Below are 19,892 nucleotides of genomic sequence, written 5' to 3' on the forward strand. Positions count from 1 at the left end.
GATACTCGCAGGCATGCGTTCGCATCCTGCCATTCTTTCTCCTCTCCTCCTGTTGGTGGCAGGATGCGGCGCTATTCCCGATCGCGAGGCGCCCACGAGGGTGCGCACCGAAAGCTCGGTGCCTGCCATCGCTCAGCCTCGGCCGGAGGCGCGCCAGTGCCATGCCGAGCTCGGCAAGACCGGATCGAGTTTCTCCCCCCTACCCGACCGCTTTTTCGGCGCAGGCTGCAGCAACCTCAACACTGTAAAGCTGGACGGTATCGGGGGAGACGAGAACAGTTTCGCCATCACCAATCTCGGCCCGCTGGCCTGTCCCGCCGCCAATACGCTAGCCGGCTGGGCCCGCTTCGGCGTGGACCGGGCAGCGCGGCAGATCCTCGGCAGCCCGCTCGCGCGCATCGAGACCTTCGGTAGTTACTCCTGCCGCAATGTCGCCGGGACTGGCCGCCGCTCGGCTCATGCCAGGGCTGAGGCGATCGACGTATCGGGCTTCGTACTCGCCGACGGCCGCCGCATATCGGTGAAGGACGATTGGCACGCATCGCCGCGAGAGCGAGAGTTCCTACGCACGGTCCATGCTAGCGCTTGCAAGCGCTTTGGCACAGTTCTCGGTCCGGACTATGACGCGGCGCACCGCGACCACCTGCATCTGGAGTTCGGTAACGGCTCCTTCTGTCGCTGAGCGACCAAAAGGTCCGGCAGGCTATCCGACCGCCACTTGGCTAGCCTGCTCCAGCTGGGCCTCAAGCTTCAAGCGCACCGCTTGGCTCGGATGCTCGGCGCCTAACTTGGTCATCATGTTCGCGCGGTGGATTTCGACGGTCCGCGGACTGATCGATAATTCGCGCGCGATCATCTTGTTGCTGCACCCTTCGGCCAGCCAGTCGAGAACTTCGCGTTCGCGTGGCGACAGAACGGCGATCCGGTTTCTGGCCTCGACCATTTTTCGGCGCGCGTGAGCATAGGCATCCGCCTCGCCCGCAATGCGCGCTATCGCGCTACCGAGGCGATCTTCCTTTAATGGCAAGCGGAGATAATCGAGCGCGCCCGCCTTGATCGCCTCGACCACGCAGGTCGGCCTAGGATCGAACGAGGTCGCCACGACCGGCAGCCATTTGCCAATCACCGACAAAGCTCGCAGTACGCGCGATACGCCGCCTTCAGCGGGATCGTCGAAAGCGAGGATCATGCCGCTGTCGGGCACATGCTCGATCAATTCGCCGACATTGGCGTAGATTTCGCAGTGGTGGCCGAGCTTATAGCCGAGATGGGCTTGTTCTGCGCGGGAGCGGCTGGACCCGCCGACGATGTGGAGAGTTTGACGCTGTTCCATGCCCGCAAGCATGACGCAATGCGGGATAATGCGTAATTCGAATCACTACCTATCCGAAGTTTTACGAATACTTAATTCCACTGAAACGTCCTCATAGATCAATCATTTACTATATTTTCGCTCGTTCAATCTTCTCGATAAAAGCTGTAGTCGGGGAGCGAATGAAATGCATGTTTGAGAGCATCCCCCCACCCCGCTGAGATCGTCTGGAAGTACGTATCGTCGTGGGTGATCCGGTGCTGGTGCTTGGGCTCGAACGTATCGCGCTCGATCACCTGAAGGTCCAGCGGCAGGCCAACTGACAGGTTCGCCTTGAGCGTCGAATCGAAGCTTACCATCAGCAGCTTGACCCCATCCTCCAAGCTCATTTCGCGGTCGTAACCGCGAATGATGATCGGTCTCCCGTATTTCGTCTCACCAATCTGGAAGAAAGGCGTGTCGAGGCTCGCCTCGATGAAATTGCCTTCGGGATAGATCATGAACAGGCGCGGCTCCATGCCCTTGATCTGGCCGGCCACGATGATGGACGCAGTGAACTTGCCCTGCCCCCGCGCGCCATTGGCCGACTGCCGCTCTCCTATAGTCGAGCGCAATAGCTTGCCGATTTCGGTCGCGACGTTGAACATGGTCGGCGCCTCGAACAGGATGTTCTCGCGCTGGCCCGGCTCCTTCATCCGCTCTTCGAGCTGGCTAACGACAGCCTGGGTAGAAGCGAGATTTCCGGCGGTCATGACGGTGATGATCCGCTCGCCCGGCTCCTGCCAGGTGAACATCTTGCGGAACACGGAGATATTATCGACGCCCGAGTTGGTCCTTGTGTCGCTCATCAGGACGAGGCCCTTGTCGAGCATCATGCCTACGCAATAGGTCATTGAAAACTACCCTCGGCAGCTATTGCTGCTGTATCTGTTGTTGCTCGACCGCGACATCGACTTCGAGCACGGTCGATGTCGTGCCGAAACTGATCCCTGTCACCGGCGCTGCATCGCGGTAATCTCGGCCCGTTGCAACGCGGACATAACGCTCGTCGGGACTTATCCCGTTCGAAATATCGAAGCCGACCCAGCCGAGTCCTTCGACATGCGCTTCGGCCCAGGCATGGCTCGCTTCCTGATCGATCCGGTCGTTCATCATCAGATATCCGCTGACATAGCGCGCGGGAATGCCCAGCGCGCGGGCGGAGCCGATGAAGATATGCGCATGGTCCTGGCAAACGCCGTGGGCCGCAGCGAAGGATTCCTCCGCGCTGGTGCGCGAATGGGTGGTCCCGGTTTGATACTCCACCCGCTCCAAGATCGTTGCCGAAAGCCGGTGAAGGCGATCGAGACCGCTGTCCTCGCTCTTCTCGATCTCCTTGAGCAGCTTCTTCATGCCTGGCCCCGGACGGGTAAGGTCCGTCTGTCCCTGAAAACTCCAGAGCGGAAGATGGCCTGCATGGCGCCCGATGACACCCGCATGATCATGCGTATCGACCTTGCCATGACAGGTCACGCGCACTTCCTGCGATCCGCTCTCGACGGAGACCAGCGTCGTCGTGTTGTGATGCTGGTCCTCGTAGGTCAGCTCGGGATGGGCGTTCTCATACTCCATCTCCCATTCGAGAATTTCCTGCCCCTGCGTTTCCTTCGGCGTCAGGCGCAGACGCTGGAGCGCGTGCACGACCGGAGTGTCGAAGCGATAGCGGGTGGTATGGCGGATAGAGAGGCGCATCAGGCGAGAAACCGGTAATCTTGCGCGATCGCCTGGCCAATCGCTGCGTTGCTGGACATGAATTCGATCAGGAACTCGTGCAACCCCTGGTCGAAAACCTCATCGATGGTGAGGTCGGTGATGCGCGTATCGGCTTCGCGCATCAACTCGTTGCTCTGGCCCTCGCGCCCATGAAGTCGCGCGAGCGCGGCGAGATTTGCGCGAAGTTCGGAATGGCAAAAGGCCAGGCTGCGCGGAAAGGCATCGTCAAGGATCAAAAATTCGCAAATGCCCTTCGCGTCGATCTGTCCGGCGTTGAGCCAGCGATAGGCGCGGTCGCCGGAGACCGACCGCAAGACCTGGTCCCATTGTCCGGTGTCGAGGCTCGATCCGACATAGGACAGCGAGGGCAACAGCAGGTAGTATTTGATGTCGAGGATACGCGCGATGCTGTCGGCGCGCTCGATGAACGTACCGGCCTGGGCGAAATGATAGCCTTCGTCGCGCAGCATGGAGCCTTCCATCGCGCCATGCGCCAACGTCCCGGCGCGGCGGATGGTGGCCACCGTGTCGAGCACGCGGTTCTCGCCAACCGGCTTGCCCAGCTGTTTCTCCATGACCAGCCAGTTCTCGTTGATCGCTTCCCACAGTTCGCCGCTGATGGCGTTGCGGGCGAGGCGGGCATTCTGGCGGACCTGCCCGAACATCGACAGGATCGAGGCGGGATTGTCCTTGTCGCGCAGCATGTAATTCCAGGCCTGCATACCTGTGTAAGTGCCGTGCTTGGCCTCGTACCCCTGCTTCTGCCCGGCAGTGGCCATGACCGAACGCCATTCTTCTTCGGCCGTCACGAGGTCGCGGGTAAGCGCCATGCGCAAGCCGGCGTCGAGCAGGCGCGCGGTGTTCTCGGCCCGCTCGAGATAGCGGAACATCCAGAACAGTCCGTTGGCGGTTCTTCCCAGCATCAGTCTTTGAGCACCCAGGTGTCCTTGGTGCCGCCGCCCTGGCTGGAATTCACGACCAGCGAACCTTCCTTCAGCGCAACGCGCGTCAGGCCGCCGGGCGTGATGTCGACCTTGTCGGGCGACACAAGCACGAAGGGTCGCAAGTCGACATGGCGCGGCGCCAGGCCCTTCTTGGTGAAGATCGGGCAGGTCGACAGCGAAAGCGTGGGCTGCGCGATATAATTCTCGGGCTTTTCCACCAGCTTCTTGCGAAACTCGTCGATCTCTTTCTTCGAAGCAGCCGGGCCGATCAGCATGCCATAGCCGCCGGAGCCGTGGACCTCCTTGACAACCAGCTCCTCAAGATTGTCGAGCACGTATTTCAGCGTCTCCTCATCGGCGCAGCGATGCGTTTCGACATTCGGCAGGAGCGGCTTTTCGCCCGTATAGAACTCGACGATCTCCGGCATGAAGGAATAGATCGCCTTATCGTCGGCGACGCCCGTGCCCGGGGCATTCGCAATCGTGACGCCGCCGGCGCGATAGACGTCCATGATGCCCGGCACGCCGAGCACGCTGTCCTCGTTGAAGGTCAGCGGGTCGAGGAACTCGTCGTCCACCCGGCGATAGATTACATCGACCGGCTGGAACCCGTGCGTGGTCCGCATGGCGACGCGACCGTCGATGACCCTCAGATCGCTGCCTTCGATCAGTTCCGCGCCCATCTGGTCGGCGAGGAAGGCATGCTCGAAATAGGCCGAGTTGTAGATCCCCGGCGTGAGGACTGCGACGGTCGGCTTACCCTCGGTGCAATCGGGCGCGCAGGCGGCGAGACTCTTGGCCAGCCGGCGCGGATAGTCGGAGACCTGCTCCACCGGCACGCGCATGAACAGCTCGGGGAACATCGCCATCATGGTTTCGCGATTTTCCAGCATGTAGCTGACGCCCGACGGCGTGCGGGCATTGTCTTCCAGTACGTAGAATTCGTCCGGCCCGGTGCGGACCAGGTCGATGCCGACGATATGCGTGTAAACCCCGCCCGGCGGAGTGAAGCCGACCATGTTCGGCAGCCACGCCGCATTGTCACGGAACAAGCGTTCGGGAATGCGCCCGGCGCGGATGATTTCCTGCCGGTGGTAGAGATCGTGCATGAAAGCATTGAGCGCCGACACGCGCTGCTCGATCCCGCGGGTCAGCTTGCGCCATTCGGCCGCGGTGATCACGCGCGGGACCATGTCGAACGGGATCAGCCGTTCTTCGGCTTCGTCCTCGCCATAAACGTTGAAGGTGATGCCGGTCTTGCGGAAGTTCGTCTCCGCCTCGGCATGCTTGCGCTTGAGCAGGCCGGTCTTCTGTTCGTCGAACCAGTCGCAATACCGCTCATAGGCATCGCGCACGCTGCCATCGGCACCATGCATTTCGTCGAAGAATTCGGCGTTGCCCGTCATTGTCCCCCGGGGATGTTCACGGCACAGAACATGCCGTGATCCTACAGGAACACAAGCCTTCAGCCGCGATCAAGTTCCGCGAGAAGCGCCGCCATCGCCTCATTGGTCATGACGAGGCCCATGTGCGAGCAGCGCACGGGAATGGCGCGGTCGCGTTCGCCGGGGCGGCCGCAGGCCGATTTCGGATGGACGACGCCGTCGCACGGGCTCCAGATAGCGACCGTCTCCACCGGCGGCTTCTCCGCGACGACGGTGTCGATTTCCGGCTCGTCGACACGGTGTCCCGCGATCGCCTGATAGGCCCGCCAGCCATTGTTCGCCCGCGGACTGCCGGAGAAGGGCGAGCCCATGGTGACGACCTTTGCGACCTTGTCGGGATGCTGCTTGGCAAGTTCGCGCGCCATCACCCCGCCGAGGCTCCAGCCGACCAGCACGATCGACTCGCCATGCCGCTTATGCAGGGCGAGCAAGCGCTTCTCGACGCGCGCGAAACGGTCGGCCGTGGCGCCGAGGTTGTAACCGAGGCCCCAGCGCTTGGCGGTATGCCCGGCTTCTTCCAGCCGCCGCGCCATCCAGCGCATGCGAATCGGATGCGCACCAAAGCCCGGCAGCAGCATGATGTGCTTGGGATCGGCAGCCGGAGAGATTTCCAGAGCGTCGCCGAGCCGTCGGCGCAGGGGTTCGAACGGCCAGAGAAATTCGCGGAGCAGCAATTGCCAGCGCGGCCCGCGGGCATCGTCGGGGCATGGCTCTTTCGCGAGCGCCCAGCGGCGCGCGAGTTCCTCGCCATGCTGGAGTGCGCTGTCTTTGAATGGTAACGTTGCCATCACCGCGTCATAATGCACGGGCGCGATTAACGGGTCCCGAATTTCAAACTGTCACCGAGATGTCATCAGCCCTCGGCCGGACAATCGCCGATACGTTCGTGGCTGGTATTCATGACCATCCTGCCTTCGCCCTGGCCCGGTATATTGCCTTCCATGGTCATGGTCATTTCGGAACTCGTCCGTCCGCCGCTGCCCTGCATGGTCATGCGCATCGTGCCCTCGCCCTGGCCGGAGCAGGTCATGACAGCGTCGATATCGCCGCCATCGACGTCGAACTTCTCAAACGAGCAATTCTCGTCCTGGGACTCGCGCGCCATTTCCTCAAAGCCCCGGTCGGCTTCTTCCTGGGTGAGGCAGTATTCGAAACTGCGACTCATCATGCCGCGCATCATCTCGACCGCTTCCGGCGGTGCGCCGGGCGCCTCCAGCTCGACCAGTTCGGTGGTGGCGCGATACTGGCCGGCCTCGGGCTTGACCATTTCGTCGGCCATCTCGGCGACTTCTGCACCGGTGATCTCGCCATCGCCGTCCGCATCGGCACTGGTGTTTCCGCCGCATGCCGCGAGGCCGAGCGCCGCAACGCTTGCGAATAGATATCTGTGCATGGCCAATTCTCCCCTGATGAATGCCGCAAGCTAGCAGCCATGACGCCTCGCGCAACCGGGCGTTGATCGCCGCGCCGCCGTTCCCCATATGTGCGCGCATGGCCGAACTCGTTATCAGGCGCGGACTCGAAGAACCGGACACCACCGGCGAGTTCACCCCGCACAAACCCGCCCGCCCCGAGAAATCGATGCCGGGCAAGAAGTTCAAGCTCGTCAGCGACTATACGCCGTCGGGCGACCAGCCGACGGCCATTGCCGAGCTGACTTCGGCAGCCAGGGACGAAGAGCAGACGCAGGTGCTGCTCGGCGTGACGGGTTCGGGCAAGACCTTCACCATGGCCAAGGTGATCGAGGAATTGCAGCGCCCGGCCCTGATTCTTGCGCCCAATAAAATCCTCGCCGCACAGCTCTATGGAGAGTTCAAAAGCTTCTTCCCGGAGAATGCGGTCGAGTATTTCGTCAGCTATTACGATTACTACCAGCCCGAAGCCTACGTCCCGCGGTCCGATACCTATATCGAGAAGGAAAGCTCGGTGAACGAGGCGATCGACCGGATGCGCCACTCGGCCACCCGCGCCCTGCTGGAGCGCGACGATGTCATCATCGTCGCCTCGGTATCCTGCCTCTACGGTATCGGTTCGGTCGAGACGTACTCGGCCATGATCTTCGACATCAAGAAAGATACCAGCGTCGACCAGCGCGAGTTGATCCGCAAGCTGGTGGCCCTGCAGTACAAGCGCAACGACGCTGCTTTCGCGCGCGGCAATTTCCGGGTTAGGGGCGACAATCTGGAGATTTTCCCGAGCCACTACGAGGACATGGCCTGGCGCGTCAGCTTCTTCGGCGACGAAATCGAGGACATCAGCGAGTTCGATCCGCTCACCGGCAAGAAAGGCGCCAGCCTCGACAAGGTGCGCATCTACGCCAATTCGCACTACGTCACGCCAGGCCCGACGATGAAACAGGCCTCGGAAGCCATCAAGTTCGAGCTGACCGAACGCCTCAAGGAGCTGCATGAGGAAGGCCGCCTGCTTGAAGCGCAGCGGCTGGAGCAGCGCACCAATTTCGACCTGGAGATGATCGCCGCCACCGGCTCATGCGCGGGCATCGAGAACTACAGCCGCTTCCTGACCGGCCGCCTGCCCGGCGAACCACCGCCCACGCTGTTCGAATACCTGCCTGAAAACGCGCTGCTGTTCGTCGATGAAAGTCACCAGACCGTGCCGCAGATCGGCGCGATGGCGAAGGGCGACCACCGGCGCAAGATCACGCTCGCCGAATACGGTTTCCGCCTGCCCAGCTGTATCGACAACCGCCCGCTCCGCTTCAACGAGTGGGACGCGATGCGCCCGCAGACCTTCTGCGTCTCGGCCACGCCCGGTACCTGGGAAATGGAGCAAACCGGCGGCGTGTTCGCCGAACAGGTTATTCGCCCTACCGGACTGATCGACCCGCCGGTCGAGATCAAGCCGGTCGAGGACCAGGTCCAGGACTGCATCGAGGAGTGCAAGAAGACCGCGAAGATGGGCTACCGCACGCTCGTCACCACGCTGACCAAGCGGATGGCGGAAGACCTCACCGAGTTCATGCACGAAGCGGGCGTGAAAGTCCGCTACATGCACTCCGACGTGGAAACGCTGGAGCGTATCGAGCTGATCCGCGACCTGCGGCTTGGCGTTTACGACGTGCTGGTGGGCATCAACCTGCTACGCGAAGGCCTCGACATTCCCGAATGCGGGCTGGTCTGCATTCTCGATGCTGACAAGGAAGGTTTCCTCCGCAGCGAGACCAGCCTCGTCCAGACCATCGGCCGCGCGGCGCGCAACGTCGAGGGTCGGGTGATCCTTTATGCCGACCGGATTACCGGCAGCATGGAGCGCGCCATGGCGGAAACGGATCGCCGCCGCGAAAAGCAGCAGGCCTACAACGAAGAACACGGCATCACGCCCAAGACGATCAAGCGCAACATCGCGGACATTGTCGCGCATACTGCGGCGCAGGACGGCGTTACCGTCGATACGGGCGACGACGAGCGCAACAATCTCGTCGGCCACAATCTGCGTGCCTATATCGAGGATCTGGAAAAGAGGATGCGCGCCGCCGCCGCCGACCTCGAATTCGAGGAAGCCGGCCGCCTACGCGACGAGATCCGCAGGCTGGAGAACGACGAACTCGGCCTCGGCGACGATGAGAAGAAAGCGCCCCGCGTCGGGCGCAGCGATGCCGGCCGACCCGGCACGCGCAAGACCCGTTACGGCAAGACACGATACAAGCGGATGGGTGGCAAGCCTTAAGGTAAATACCTGATTAACCATCGTATTTGGAACCCGATGCCCTTCGCCCGAGTTTATCCGGCGAACTATTCGGAGATGACCATGCGTGTCCTGCTTGCTTCCGTTGCCGTGCTGGCCTTGGCCGCCTGCGGCGATACCGGTGAGGGCGAAGGCGATGTCAGCGAAGAAGCGGCCGCCATTGCCGAGAACCGCCCCATCGAAGGCCCGCGCTCGGGCGAGAATACCGAATTCGACGAGGAAGGCCGGCGCTGGTTCTACAAACCGTCGACCCGCACCGCGCTCTACGGCACGGCGGAAAGCGAAGGTGTGATTTCGTTCTCCTGCAATGGCGCTGTGACTGGCGAGGAGACGCTGGTCTTCCAGTGGATCGAGCAGGCGACTGCCGATGCGACCGAAATGCTCGCGATCCGCAATGGCGATAATGCCGCGGAAGTCGAGGTCGAAGGCGTTGCCAGCGTCCTCGGGCCCGACGCGATCTGGCAGGGAGATGTTCCGCAAGGCAGCGAGGCATACATGCTGCTGGCCGGTGCGACATCGCCGACCACGCTGACGCTGGGCGAACGCTCGATCACCGTACCCGCTTCAGAGCAGCTGACCGCTGCACTCGATGCCTGCATGTCGGACTCCTGAGGGGGCGAAGCGCATTTACGTGATGAGGTGAAGGCGGCATAGCCGGGCGCATGAGATATTTGCTCCTGGCCGCCGCCGCATCGCTCGCCCTGCCGCTACCCCTCTCGGCACAGGACCAGCCTCCCGAAGCCGAGGCTGCAGCGCCCGTCGATCCCCAAGTGCGCACGCGCAACCTGACCGGAACCTTCGCCGGTCAGCGCGTCCCCTACCGCGCCACGGTCCGTGAAACCGTGCTTGAGAGCGACGAGGGCGAACCCGAGGCCGTCATCGTCACTACCAGCTACGTCAGGACCCCGCGGGACACGTCGCGGCCGGTGTTCTTCATCTACAACGGCGGGCCGGGATCGGGTTCGGTCTGGCTGCAGATGGGCGCATGGGGACCCAAGCGGGTCGCGATACCGTCCGATGCGCGCGACGATGGCGCACCGCCCTATCCGCTGCTCGACAATCCCGACAGCTTGCTGGACGTTGCTGACCTCGTCTTCATCGATCCGCCTGGCACGGGTTTCAGCCATCTGACCCACGGCACCGATCCCGAGAAATACTACGGCTTGCGGCAGGATGCGCGTGCCGTCGCCGAGGTGATCCGCCGCTGGATCAACGACAACGGCCGCTGGAACAGCCCGAAATATCTCGGCGGCGAAAGTTACGGCACTACGCGCACTGCCATGGTGGTGGACGAGCTGGAAGGCGGCACCTTCAACGATGTCGGTCTCAACGGCCTGATCCTCGTGTCCACGATCCTCGACTTCGCAGCACGCGAGCCCACGCCGGGCAACGAGATGGCCTATCTCGTCACGCTGCCGAACATGGCCGCTGCGGCCTATTACCATGGCAAGGTGCAGGCGCCGTCGGTCGAAGCGATCGCCGAGGAAGCGAGACAGTTCGCCATCGGCCCCTTCGCCACCGCGCTGCTCAAGGGGCAGGACCTGCCAGATGCGGAACGCGCCGCAGTGCGCGCGGAACTCTCACGGCTGACCGGCCTGTCGGAGACCTATCTCGACCAGGCCAATTTGCGCGTCACCAGCCAGCGCTTCTACAAGGAGCTGTTGCGCGACCGGGGGCTGACCATAGGCCGGCTCGACGCGCGCTATACGGGAACAGACTTCGACAATGCGGGCGAGACACCCGACAACGACCCGAGCTTCTATGGCATCGACGCAGGCTACACCGCCGCCATCAACGAATGGCTGCGCGAGGGGCTGGGCTTCGAAACCGAGCGCGAATACCAGTCCATCGGCAGCGAACCGGGCCGCAATTGGGACTGGTCGCTGGGCGGTGGCCGGAATGCCTATCTCAACGTCGCGCCCTTCATCGGCAAGGCCATGCGCGAGAATTCGCAACTGCGTCTGTTCAACGCGCAAGGGTGGTACGATTTCGCGACACCCTTTTTCGGCGCGGAATATTCGCTGAACCGATACGGCATACCACAGGACCGGCTGACCTTCCGCTATTACGATGCGGGCCACATGATGTATGTGCGCGACGAGGACCGGGCGAAGCTTTCGGCCGACATCCGCGCCTTTATTCGCGACCGCTGAGGACAGTTTTGCTCTGCCGCTTGATCGTGCGATGCGCTGTGCCATAGCCGCAGCGATGGTTCGCATCCTTGCCCCGCTATTCGTCCTCTTGCTGGCAGCCTGCAAGCCGCCGGCGTCCGACGAATATACCGAGCGCACGCGCATTGCGCCGCGCGCCGAGGCGCCGTCCGAACCGATCCGGTCTCCCGATACCGAAGGTGCGGTCTGGGCCGCGACGGACAATGCCGACCGATTGCTTTACGGCAAACCGGGCGAACGACCGTTCTTCGCGCTCGAGTGCACCGACCAGGGCGGCCTGCCGCTGGTCGCCTACACACGCTTCGCCAAGGCCGACGCGCATGCGAAGGCAATCCTTGCGTTGATCGGCAACGGCCATGTCTCGCGGCTCAAGATCGATGCGGTTGAGCGCGGCAACGTCTGGCGTTGGGAAGGCGCAGTCGAGGCCGAGGACCCGGCGCTCGACGTACTCACCGGCACGCGGCAGGTCGAAGCGACCGTTCCGGGTGCGGGAAGCCTCATCCTCAACCCAAGTGCATTGCCGGGAGAGCTGGTCGAGCGTTGTCGTTTACAAGACGACGCCCAACCCGAGGAAACTAGCGCGGAGCCCGAGCCTTCCGCGCCAGAAGATCCGGCGTAAGCACTTGCGGCAATTGCTCGGCATCTGCGCCTGGCTCGTACCACAAGTACAGCGGGACGCCCGCTGCGCCCTGCCGGCTGAGGATACGCGAGATTTCCTCATCGCGCCGCGTCCAGTCCGCGCGGATCGCGACGACGCCTGCCTCCTCGAAGGCAGCCCGTGTTGTCTCCCGCTCGATGGCGACGCTCTCGTTGACCTTGCAGGTGACGCACCAGTCGGCGGTGAACCAGACGAACACCGGCCGTCCGCTCGCCCGCGCTTCGGCGAGTGCGGCTTCGGAGAACTCCACCGGATCGAGGAGGCTTTCGGAACTGTTCGCCTGAGCTTGCGGAGCTGGCAAGAGCGCAGTCCCGAGGGCGAGCACTCCCACTAGAGCGGCGGCGATAACACTTGCTCCGCTCCGTCCGCGGCGCTGGAACAGGCCGACCAGCGCCAGGCCGAGCACGGCAAAGAGGCCGACAGCCCCGACCAACGCGAGGTATTCCGAGCCGCCGACCCGCCAGAGCAGCCAGCCCAGTGCGAGCGCCGTCAGACCCATCGGCAGCGCCATCCAGCGGCGGAAGCGCTCCATCCACGGGCCCGGCTTCGGCAGGCGCCTGCGAAACGCAGGGACAAACCCGATGAGGAGAAACGGCAGCGCGAGCCCCACTCCGAGCGCGGTGAAGACCAGCAGCCCGTCGAGGGGCGGAATCACCAAGGCTGCGCCGAGGGCCAGCGCCATGAATGGCCCCGTGCACGGCGTTGCGACGAAGGCTGCGAGCAGGCCGGTCGCAAACGACCCGCCGCGCGACGGTCCGTGGCCCGATACCGCAAGCCCGGGCACGTCGAACAGACCCAGGAAATTGGCTGTGATGGCCAGCGACAGCAGGAACAGGCCGACGAGGACGACCGGCTCCTGCAACTGGAAGGCCCAGCCGACCTGCTCGCCTGCCGAACGCAAGGCAAGGATCAGCAAGCCCAGCCCGGCGCAGGCCAGCACGACCCCCGCGGTATAGGCCAGCGCATCCGAGCGCGCCGACGCCTGCTCTCCACCAGCCTTGGCCAGCGCCAGCGCCTTCAGGCTGAGGATCGGGAACACGCAGGGCATGATATTGAGCAGCAGTCCGCCCACCAGCGCGGCGAGCAGCAATTGCCACAGTTCGGGCGTGGCCGCCTCGCTGCGGATCGGCTTTACGCCTTCGAGCGGTACATCCGACGGTGTCGCCGTGAAGCCTACGCCGCGCCCATTGCCGAGATCGAGGATACCTTCGACCCGGTTTTGTGTGCCGGTCTCATCGGCGAGCGGTGTTTGCTGCACGGGAATTTCGGCGACCAGCAGATCGCCCTCGCGCATAAAGGTCTGGATCGCGGCGTAGCGGGGCCGTTTGCCGCTGCCGAGATCGCTTGTCGCGAGAAACACGTGCACGTCGCCAAGGTCGCTGGCAGCGGGCAGCGGAATGCCGATCCGAAGTCGATTTTTTGCGATTTCGAACCCCGCTTCGCTGCCGAGCGGCGGGACGACATCGGCGCGCCAGCGGTCGAGCGAGACACCCATCCGCTCCGCCGTCAGCCGCACCTGCGCGGTCTGCGGCACGCAGATCACGTCCGTGCAGGCAAGATAGTCGACCGTCGCCTCGAGCGGGCCAAGATCGTCCAGCGGGGCATCAGCAGGAATATTGACCGGATAGAGAACCGCGTATTCGCCCTCGTAAACGTGGTTCATGAGGTCGGCGATGACGAGGCGCTTTGGCAGCGGATATTGCGCTTCGCCGAACCATTCCTCGGGCCAGGACCACTCTACCTGCATGCCGAGCCCGGCATCGCCCGGATTGGACCAATAACCGTGCCATTCCTCGGATCTTGGCGTGAAGCGCAGCGCGACGGTCATCTGGACGGAGCCGTCCTCGGCGCGCTGCTGTCGGTCGGAGAAAATCTCGACCGCGATATCGTTCGGTCCGCCAGGCTGCGATTGCGCAGCGGCAGGCACGGCGAAAAGCGCCAGGACAGCTATGAGCAGGGCAGCCAGAAAGGCGCGCAAACCAGTCATTGTCCTTGCTTCGTCCACGGATGCGCATCTAGGGCCATGACAGGCTATTCGCAACGAGGCGCTGAAACGTGACACAGGCAAACGACACTCGCGATCTGCTGATCCTCGGCGGTGGTCTGGTCGGGATGACACTGGCGCTGGCCGCGGCGAGCAAGGGCATTTCGAGCCATCTCGTCGACCGCGCCGATCCGGCCTCGCTGACGGCGGAAGGTTTCGACGGGCGGGCCTCCGCCATATCGACGGCCAGTTGGCGCCTGTTCCGCAAGATCGGGTTGGAGGAGGTGCTCGAACCGCATGGCTGTGACATCGCCTCCATCGCGGTGGTCGACCAGATGAAGCCCGGCCAGCTCGATTTTCGCCCCGAACCGCATGAAGGCACGTTGGGGCGCATGTTCGCCAACCGCCAGCTGCGCCTCGCGCTGCACGAGGCGGCGGCGAAGGAACCGCTCATTTCCTGGCACGCCCCGGTCGATGTCGTCGCGCGGGATCGCGGCGAGTTCGGCGTTTCGGCGACGCTGGGCGACGGGACGGTGCTCAAGGCCGCGCTGATGGTCGGCGCGGAAGGCCGCGGTTCGCCTTCGCGCGAGGATGCCGGGCTCAAGATGGCGAGCTGGGATTACAGCCACCGCGCGATCATCGCCGGCCTCGATCACACCAAGCCGCACGACAATGTCGCTTGGGAAATATTCTATCCCGAAGGCCCCTTCGCGCTCCTCCCCATGCTCGACGGATCAGACGGCAAGCACCGCAGCGCGCTGGTGTGGACGGTGGACGAGAAGAATGCCGCCGGCGTCCTCAAGCTGTCCGACCGCGCCTTTCTTGCGGAAATCCGCAAGCGCATGGGCGATCTGCTGGGCGAGCTGACGCTCAATAGCGGGCGTTCGTCCTATCCGCTCAGCTTCCAGCACACGGCGCGCATCGTCGACGACCGGCTGGCGCTGGTGGGCGACAGCGCCCACGGCATGCATCCGATCGCCGGACAGGGCCTCAATCTCGGCCTGCGAGACGTGGGAGCGCTGGTCGAAGTACTGGACGAGGCGCTGCGGCTTGGCCTCGATCTCGGCGATGCGCAGGTCCTGAAGAAATACGAGGAATGGCGTGCGCTCGATTCGCTGATGGTCATGGGCGCAACCGATAGCCTGACGCGGCTGTTCGGCGTTCCCGGCAAAACGGCCAGCGCGCTGCGCCGCTTCGGCATGGCCGGGGTCCAGCGATCGAGCTGGCTCAAGCGCTTCTTCATGGACGAGGCGCGCGGGGTCTCCGGCGACCTGCCGGAAATGCTGAAGGCCTAGGGAGGGCTACTCCTCGACCGGACTCGGCTGTTCGATCCGGTTACCCGCCCCGTCGCGCAGGCGGCGCGGCTCCAGCACGGCGGCCGTTTCGATCAGATCGAGCGCCTGCTGCATGGCGGCGAACCGCTCCGCATCGCGGATCCAGCTGCGGGCGTTCTGCGCTCCCGGCAGATTGCGTACCTCGGCGATCGCCGCTTCGGTCCGTCCGCTCTCGAGAAACAGGCGCGCACGCTCCAGCCGCCGTTCGGGTTGCGGCGACGGGGCGCTTTCGCTGCGGATGATGAAGAGCTGCGAGAGCTCTTCCTGAAACCGCTCGAAGCCGCCAGCCTGCGACGGTTCGGCAAGGCGCGGCGCGAGGCCTTCGAGCCGCGCAATCAAAACGTCGAGCGTTATCGGATTGCGGCTGGTGCGGATCAGCGTGTCGACCGCATTGGGCATGGCATCGCCGAAGCGGAGCCGCAGCTGGTCGGCAAGGAAGCCAAGTTCCGCGCCTTTCTCCAACGCTCGCCGCGTAGCAAAAGCGATGAGCAGTCCCTCTGCCCGCGCGGCATTGCCCGCCGCAGCCTGTGCCTGCAGGTCGAGCCGCGAGAGTCGTTGCTCCGCTGCGGCCAGCCGCTGGTCGATCCCGCCCTGCTGCTCTTCCACACGGGCGACGGCCTGCTCCGCCGCCTGACTGGCCGTGGCAGACGGCGTCGGGGTCGGCGAGGCGGATGGATCGGCGGAAGGTTCGCCGGCATTCGAGGGCGTAGGCAGCTGTACGACCTCTGGCTCGCGGTCCTGCATCTTGTAGACGGCGTATCCCGCCACGGCGCCGCCGAGCAGGAAAGAGGCAAGGACCGCTGCGAGCACGGGCCGCACGGACGGCCCCTTGCGCGAGCTGCTGGTGAATTCTTTCATCGACTTCCGTTCTGCGACCCGATGCCCGGTATTCCGGACCTATCCATCCCCGTCCGACGATTCTTGGCACAAAGATTTCGCCAAGGCCAGCATTGCGCCATCATCGGGCGTCCAGGCGACGTGGACCGAGGCCCAGCCTTCGCCGACCATTTCGGCAACGCGCGAACCGATCGCGACGACGATGAATTTCGTGCGATCGACTTTCAGCCGGCTGCATTCCTCCGCGAAGCGTTCGGCAGCCGCCCCCGAATGAAGCGCCACGACCGTGCCGCGCAGCAAGGGCTGGGGCAATTCCAGCGATTGCGGGACGGCGCGATAGACCACCCGCGCCTCGACACGCACCCCCTCGGGAGCCTTGAGCGGAACCCGATCTTCTCCCGCCAGCCGCAGCAGTCGCAGTTTGCGGCCCTGAAGCCGGTCGAGCACGGACTGAAGCCCGCCCTTGCCCACCTGCCCGACCATCAGGCCGGCGCTGCGGGCGGCATCGGCAGTCGCCTGTCCGACGACATGAACCGGCAGCTTCGCATAACGCTTCAGGCTGTCGCCGGCATGGCGAAAGGCATTGGCGCTGCCGATCAGAAGTCCGTCGAACTGGTCCCGCTCCGGTGGGTCCCAGGCTACCGTCTCGATGTCGAACAGCGGGGCGCCGACCACCTCCATGCCCATATCGCGAGCGGTCTTCGCCGACACCGTCCAGCCCGGTTCGGGTCGCAAAAGAAGGAGTGGCTTCACGCCCCGCCCTCGAAGAGCGCGCGCACCGGAGGCGGCGCCCGACCGAGCAAACGCGCCGCCAGCTCGCGCGGCGCATCGGCATCGTCGCTGGCAAAGCTGGCGCTATCCTCGATCCGCTCTCTCCCGTCGGCGCTGAAGATCGCCGCTCGCAAGACCAGCGTATCGCCTTCGGTCGTGGTCAGCGCTGCGATCGGGCTGCTGCAACCGCCGCCGAGCCCTTCCAGCAGGCGACGCTCGGCGAGGATTTCCGCATGGCTGGGCCCGTTGTCGATGGCTGCGAGATAGTCGCGAGCCTGCGCATTGTCGGTACGGCATTCGATCCCGATCGCCGCCTGTGCCGGTGCGGGCAGCCAGTCTTCGGGCTCGAGCCGCGTGCCGACCTGCTCCTCGCCAAGGCGCTGCAATCCGGCCGCCGCAAGGAAAGTCGCATCGGCCTCACCGCCCTCGAGCTTGGCCATGCGTGTCGCCACGTTGCCCCGAATGCCGACCACTTGGAGATCGGGTCGCCTGTGCAATAATTGCGCAGCGCGGCGCGGCGCGCTCGTCCCCACCCGCGCGCTTTCGGGAATGGCATCGAGCGAAGCTGCGCCGAGTAGTACGTCCGCCTTGTCCGCGCGTGGCAGGATCGCGGCGATGGTCAGCGTTTCGGGCCGCAGCGTTTCGACATCCTTCATCGAATGCACCGCCGCGTCGATCCGGCCTTCCGCCAGCCAGATATCGAGTTCGCGCGTCCACAGGGCCTTGCCGCCGATTTCGGCCAGCGGGCGGTCCTGGATGCGGTCGCCGCTGGCGATCACCTGCACAAGCTCGACCGCCGCTTCGTCCCAGCCATGCGCTGCACACAGGCGCGCGCGGGTCTCGTGTGCCTGCGCCATGGCAAGCGGCGACTGGCGGGTTCCGAGGCGGATGAGCGGTGTGTCAACCATAGAGGTTCGCTTGCCCTAGCGAGCGATACCGCTAAGGGAAAGCGCGATGGTACTCGTGCTCGGCATAGAAAGTTCCTGCGACGAAACCGCCGCCGCGCTGGTCGATGGCGAGGGCCGCATCGTGGCGCAGCGTATCGCCTCGCAGGACGCGGAACATGCGCCGTATGGCGGCGTGGTGCCGGAGATCGCCGCGCGCGCTCATGCCGAGCGGCTGGCCCCGATGATCGAGGGCGTGCTGGCGGATGCCGGTGTGGACCTCGCCGATTGCGATGCGATCGCCGCCACGGCGGGTCCGGGACTGATCGGCGGCGTGATGGTCGGCCTCGTCAGCGCCAAGGCACTCGCGATGGCGAGCGACACGCCGCTGATCGCGGTGAACCATCTCGAGGGCCATGCACTCAGCCCGCGCCTTGCCGATAGCTCGATCGGGTTTCCCTACGCCCTGCTGCTCGTCTCCGGCGGGCATTGCCAGATCCTGCGCGTCGACGGCGTCGGGCAATACAAACGCCTCGCCACCACTATCGACGACGCGCTGGGCGAAGCCTTCGACAAGACCGCCAAGATCCTCGGCCTGGGCTTCCCCGGCGGTCCGGCGGTGGAGCGCGTGGCGAAAGACGGTGACCCATCCGCCGTGCCCTTGCCCCGCCCCATGGTCGGCAGCGGCGAACCGCATTTCTCCTTCGCCGGCCTGAAGAGCGCAGTATTGCGCGCTTACGAGAGCGGCAACCACACGGCTTCAGATCTCGCCGCGAGCTTCCAGCAGGCTGCCGTCGACTGCGTGGTCGACCGGCTGCGGATCGCGCTCGAGAGCATGGACGATGTCGAGACGTTGGTGGTGGCCGGCGGGGTAGCGGCCAACGCGACGGTTCGCGCGGCCCTTGAAGGCCTCGCCGCAGACCACGGCATGCGCTTTGCCGCTCCCCCGCCCGCTCTGTGCACCGATAACGCTGCAATGATCGCCTGGGCGGGTGTCGAGCGCCTCGGCCAGTCCGACCCGCTCGACATTGCCGCCCGCCCGCGCTGGCCGCTCGATCCCGACGCGGAGCCTGTCCGCGGCGCTGGAGTGAAGGCATGACGAGTGTCGGCGTCCTCGGAGCGGGTGCCTGGGGCACGGCGCTCGCGCAAATGCTCGCCAGCGACGGGCGCGACGTGCTGATCTGGGCGCGCGAGCCGGAACTGGTCGAGCAAATCAACGCGCACCACACCAACACGCTGTTCCTGCCCTCGGCGACGCTGGCGAAGACCGTGCGGGCCACCGGCGATCTGGCCGAGATGGCACAGCTCGACGTGCTGCTCGTCGTCACGCCCGCACAGCATATGGGCAGCGTGCTGGCCGACATGCCCGCGCATCCGGCGGACCTGCTGCTCTGCTCCAAGGGCATCGAGGCGAGCAGCGGCCGGTTGATGAACGATGTCGCGCGCAACGCGGCGCCGGGAAGCGCGGTCGCGGTCCTTTCCGGCCCGACCTTCGCGCATGAGGTCGCGGCAGGTTTGCCGACCGCCGTGACCCTCGCCTGTTCTGGCGGCGAGGCGCAGTGGGATCGCATTTCGCCCGTCGTTGCGCGGCACACCTTCCGCCCCTATTATTCCGACGATGTGACCGGCGCGGAGATCGGCGGCGCGGTGAAGAATGTGCTCGCCATCGCTTGCGGCGTGGTCGACGGGCTCGGCCTCGGCCAGAACGCCCGGGCGGCGCTGATCGCGCGCGGCTATGCCGAAATGCTGCGCTTCGGCGAGGCGCTGGGCGCGCGAGCGGAGACATTGGCGGGCCTGTGCGGCCTCGGGGACCTCGTGCTGACCTGCTCCTCTACCTCGAGCCGCAATTTCTCGCTCGGCAAGGCGCTGGGCGAAGGGCAAAAGGCCGAAGAGCTGATGGCCGACCGCCGGACGGTGGCGGAGGGCGCGCATACCGCGCCTGTCCTCGTCGAACTCGCCGCCCGGCACGGGGTCGCCATGCCGATCGTCGCGGCGGTCTACGGTCTCATCAAGGGCGACGATCCGCGCACAACCGTATCGGGAATCCTCGCCCGCCCGCTCAAGGCCGAACAGGGCAGCGCCGGGTGACAGCCGG

The 19,892-nt window shown here is 64.7% G+C and carries 19 protein-coding genes; 8 read left to right on the forward strand and 11 right to left on the reverse strand.

Annotated elements, in window-relative coordinates; translation table 11 throughout:
• Nucleotides 1–118: 118 nt before the first annotated feature.
• Nucleotides 119–682, forward strand: coding sequence for an extensin family protein (locus Q9K02_RS11960; RefSeq protein ID WP_340310196.1), 564 nt, complete (start codon nt 119–121; stop codon nt 680–682).
• 21 nt (nt 683–703) lie between these two features.
• On the opposite strand, the gene Q9K02_RS11965 is transcribed toward Q9K02_RS11960, so the two are convergent.
• From Q9K02_RS11965 to Q9K02_RS11995, 7 genes are all read right to left on the reverse strand, one after another.
• Nucleotides 704–1,333 carry a response regulator transcription factor gene (locus Q9K02_RS11965; protein ID WP_305933099.1) on the reverse strand — a complete coding sequence of 210 codons (630 nt, stop codon included), beginning with the start codon at nt 1,331–1,333 and terminating at the stop codon, nt 704–706.
• Between the two features lie 125 nt (nt 1,334–1,458).
• Complete coding sequence (locus tag Q9K02_RS11970) at nt 1,459–2,205, reverse strand: proteasome-type protease (protein ID WP_305933100.1); 747 nt, start codon at nt 2,203–2,205, stop codon at nt 1,459–1,461.
• Nucleotides 2,206–2,224: 19 nt separating this feature from the next.
• Nucleotides 2,225–3,043, reverse strand: coding sequence for a transglutaminase family protein (locus Q9K02_RS11975; protein WP_305933101.1), 819 nt, complete (start codon nt 3,041–3,043; stop codon nt 2,225–2,227).
• Entirely contained in the window at nt 3,043–3,987 is a 945-nt protein-coding gene (locus tag Q9K02_RS11980; protein ID WP_305933102.1) for an alpha-E domain-containing protein, read from the reverse strand. Before Q9K02_RS11980 ends, Q9K02_RS11975 begins: the two co-directional genes overlap by 1 nt.
• On the reverse strand, nt 3,987–5,414 hold the full coding sequence (locus Q9K02_RS11985) for a circularly permuted type 2 ATP-grasp protein (protein ID WP_305933103.1): 1,428 nt from the start codon (nt 5,412–5,414) through the stop codon (nt 3,987–3,989). Before Q9K02_RS11985 ends, Q9K02_RS11980 begins: the two co-directional genes overlap by 1 nt.
• A 59-nt stretch (nt 5,415–5,473) precedes the next feature.
• A complete protein-coding gene (locus tag Q9K02_RS11990) occupies nt 5,474–6,241 on the reverse strand; it encodes an esterase/lipase family protein (RefSeq protein WP_305933104.1) in 768 nt (255 codons plus the stop codon).
• 65 nt (nt 6,242–6,306) lie between these two features.
• Nucleotides 6,307–6,846 (reverse strand): DUF3617 domain-containing protein, encoded by a 540-nt coding sequence (locus tag Q9K02_RS11995; RefSeq protein WP_305933105.1) that lies wholly within the window; start codon nt 6,844–6,846, stop codon nt 6,307–6,309.
• A 98-nt stretch (nt 6,847–6,944) separates the two neighbouring features.
• Between Q9K02_RS11995 and uvrB the strand changes: the two genes are divergently transcribed.
• From uvrB to Q9K02_RS12015, 4 genes are all read left to right on the forward strand, one after another.
• Entirely contained in the window at nt 6,945–9,140 is a 2,196-nt protein-coding gene (gene uvrB / locus Q9K02_RS12000; RefSeq protein WP_305933106.1) for an excinuclease ABC subunit UvrB, read from the forward strand.
• 75 nt (nt 9,141–9,215) lie between these two features.
• On the forward strand, nt 9,216–9,770 hold the full coding sequence (locus tag Q9K02_RS12005) for a hypothetical protein (RefSeq protein WP_305933107.1): 555 nt from the start codon (nt 9,216–9,218) through the stop codon (nt 9,768–9,770).
• Between the two features lie 50 nt (nt 9,771–9,820).
• A complete protein-coding gene (locus Q9K02_RS12010) occupies nt 9,821–11,311 on the forward strand; it encodes a S10 family peptidase (RefSeq protein ID WP_305933108.1) in 1,491 nt (496 codons plus the stop codon).
• Nucleotides 11,312–11,366: 55 nt separating this feature from the next.
• Nucleotides 11,367–11,948, forward strand: a complete 582-nt coding sequence (locus tag Q9K02_RS12015; protein ID WP_305933109.1) for a hypothetical protein — start codon at nt 11,367–11,369, stop codon at nt 11,946–11,948.
• Here the strand turns inward: Q9K02_RS12015 and Q9K02_RS12020 are convergent.
• Entirely contained in the window at nt 11,905–13,974 is a 2,070-nt protein-coding gene (locus Q9K02_RS12020; RefSeq protein ID WP_305933110.1) for a protein-disulfide reductase DsbD family protein, read from the reverse strand. The two genes, Q9K02_RS12015 and Q9K02_RS12020, sit on opposite strands and share 44 nt — an antisense overlap.
• A 68-nt stretch (nt 13,975–14,042) precedes the next feature.
• Between Q9K02_RS12020 and Q9K02_RS12025 the strand changes: the two genes are divergently transcribed.
• Nucleotides 14,043–15,266 carry an FAD-dependent monooxygenase gene (locus Q9K02_RS12025; protein ID WP_305933111.1) on the forward strand — a complete coding sequence of 408 codons (1,224 nt, stop codon included), beginning with the start codon at nt 14,043–14,045 and terminating at the stop codon, nt 15,264–15,266.
• Nucleotides 15,267–15,272: 6 nt separating this feature from the next.
• Here the strand turns inward: Q9K02_RS12025 and Q9K02_RS12030 are convergent, their stop codons facing one another.
• Genes Q9K02_RS12030 through hemC form a run of 3 tightly spaced genes read right to left on the reverse strand, consistent with a single transcriptional unit; the run spans nt 15,273 to nt 17,821 of the window.
• A complete protein-coding gene (locus tag Q9K02_RS12030) occupies nt 15,273–16,163 on the reverse strand; it encodes a hypothetical protein (RefSeq protein WP_305933112.1) in 891 nt (296 codons plus the stop codon).
• A 39-nt stretch (nt 16,164–16,202) separates the two neighbouring features.
• Entirely contained in the window at nt 16,203–16,895 is a 693-nt protein-coding gene (locus tag Q9K02_RS12035; RefSeq protein ID WP_305933113.1) for a uroporphyrinogen-III synthase, read from the reverse strand.
• Entirely contained in the window at nt 16,892–17,821 is a 930-nt protein-coding gene (hemC, locus tag Q9K02_RS12040; protein ID WP_305933114.1) for a hydroxymethylbilane synthase, read from the reverse strand. Before hemC ends, Q9K02_RS12035 begins: the two co-directional genes overlap by 4 nt.
• 46 nt (nt 17,822–17,867) lie before the next feature.
• On the opposite strand from hemC, the gene tsaD reads away from it, so the two are divergent.
• Both tsaD and Q9K02_RS12050 read left to right on the forward strand, forming a co-directional pair.
• Nucleotides 17,868–18,896, forward strand: a complete 1,029-nt coding sequence (tsaD, locus tag Q9K02_RS12045; protein ID WP_305933115.1) for a tRNA (adenosine(37)-N6)-threonylcarbamoyltransferase complex transferase subunit TsaD — start codon at nt 17,868–17,870, stop codon at nt 18,894–18,896.
• A complete protein-coding gene (locus Q9K02_RS12050) occupies nt 18,893–19,885 on the forward strand; it encodes an NAD(P)H-dependent glycerol-3-phosphate dehydrogenase (protein ID WP_305933116.1) in 993 nt (330 codons plus the stop codon). Before tsaD ends, Q9K02_RS12050 begins: the two co-directional genes overlap by 4 nt.
• The last annotated feature ends 7 nt before the right edge of the window (nt 19,886–19,892 follow it).

Origin of the sequence: Qipengyuania profundimaris (assembly GCF_030717945.1) — a bacterium.
Classification (GTDB): Bacteria; Pseudomonadota; Alphaproteobacteria; order Sphingomonadales; family Sphingomonadaceae; genus Qipengyuania; species Qipengyuania profundimaris.

Bases quoted from the DNA above. Each gene is read 5' to 3' on its own strand.
- tsaD (WP_305933115.1), top strand. From the start codon at position 17,868: ATGGTACTCGTGCTCGGCATAGAAAGTTCCTGCGACGAAACCGCCGCC.
- Q9K02_RS12010 (WP_305933108.1), top strand. From the start codon at position 9,821: ATGAGATATTTGCTCCTGGCCGCCGCCGCATCGCTCGCCCTGCCGCTA.
- Q9K02_RS11975 (WP_305933101.1), bottom strand. From the start codon at position 3,043: ATGCGCCTCTCTATCCGCCATACCACCCGCTATCGCTTCGACACTCCG.
- Q9K02_RS12020 (WP_305933110.1), bottom strand. From the start codon at position 13,974: ATGACTGGTTTGCGCGCCTTTCTGGCTGCCCTGCTCATAGCTGTCCTG.
- Q9K02_RS11990 (WP_305933104.1), bottom strand. From the start codon at position 6,241: ATGGCAACGTTACCATTCAAAGACAGCGCACTCCAGCATGGCGAGGAA.
- Q9K02_RS11995 (WP_305933105.1), bottom strand. From the start codon at position 6,846: ATGCACAGATATCTATTCGCAAGCGTTGCGGCGCTCGGCCTCGCGGCA.
- Q9K02_RS11970 (WP_305933100.1), bottom strand. From the start codon at position 2,205: ATGACCTATTGCGTAGGCATGATGCTCGACAAGGGCCTCGTCCTGATG.
- Q9K02_RS12030 (WP_305933112.1), bottom strand. From the start codon at position 16,163: ATGAAAGAATTCACCAGCAGCTCGCGCAAGGGGCCGTCCGTGCGGCCC.
- uvrB (WP_305933106.1), top strand. From the start codon at position 6,945: ATGGCCGAACTCGTTATCAGGCGCGGACTCGAAGAACCGGACACCACC.
- Q9K02_RS12005 (WP_305933107.1), top strand. From the start codon at position 9,216: ATGACCATGCGTGTCCTGCTTGCTTCCGTTGCCGTGCTGGCCTTGGCC.
- Q9K02_RS12050 (WP_305933116.1), top strand. From the start codon at position 18,893: ATGACGAGTGTCGGCGTCCTCGGAGCGGGTGCCTGGGGCACGGCGCTC.
- hemC (WP_305933114.1), bottom strand. From the start codon at position 17,821: ATGGTTGACACACCGCTCATCCGCCTCGGAACCCGCCAGTCGCCGCTT.
- Q9K02_RS11965 (WP_305933099.1), bottom strand. From the start codon at position 1,333: ATGGAACAGCGTCAAACTCTCCACATCGTCGGCGGGTCCAGCCGCTCC.
- Q9K02_RS11980 (WP_305933102.1), bottom strand. From the start codon at position 3,987: ATGCTGGGAAGAACCGCCAACGGACTGTTCTGGATGTTCCGCTATCTC.
- Q9K02_RS12015 (WP_305933109.1), top strand. From the start codon at position 11,367: ATGGTTCGCATCCTTGCCCCGCTATTCGTCCTCTTGCTGGCAGCCTGC.
- Q9K02_RS11985 (WP_305933103.1), bottom strand. From the start codon at position 5,414: ATGACGGGCAACGCCGAATTCTTCGACGAAATGCATGGTGCCGATGGC.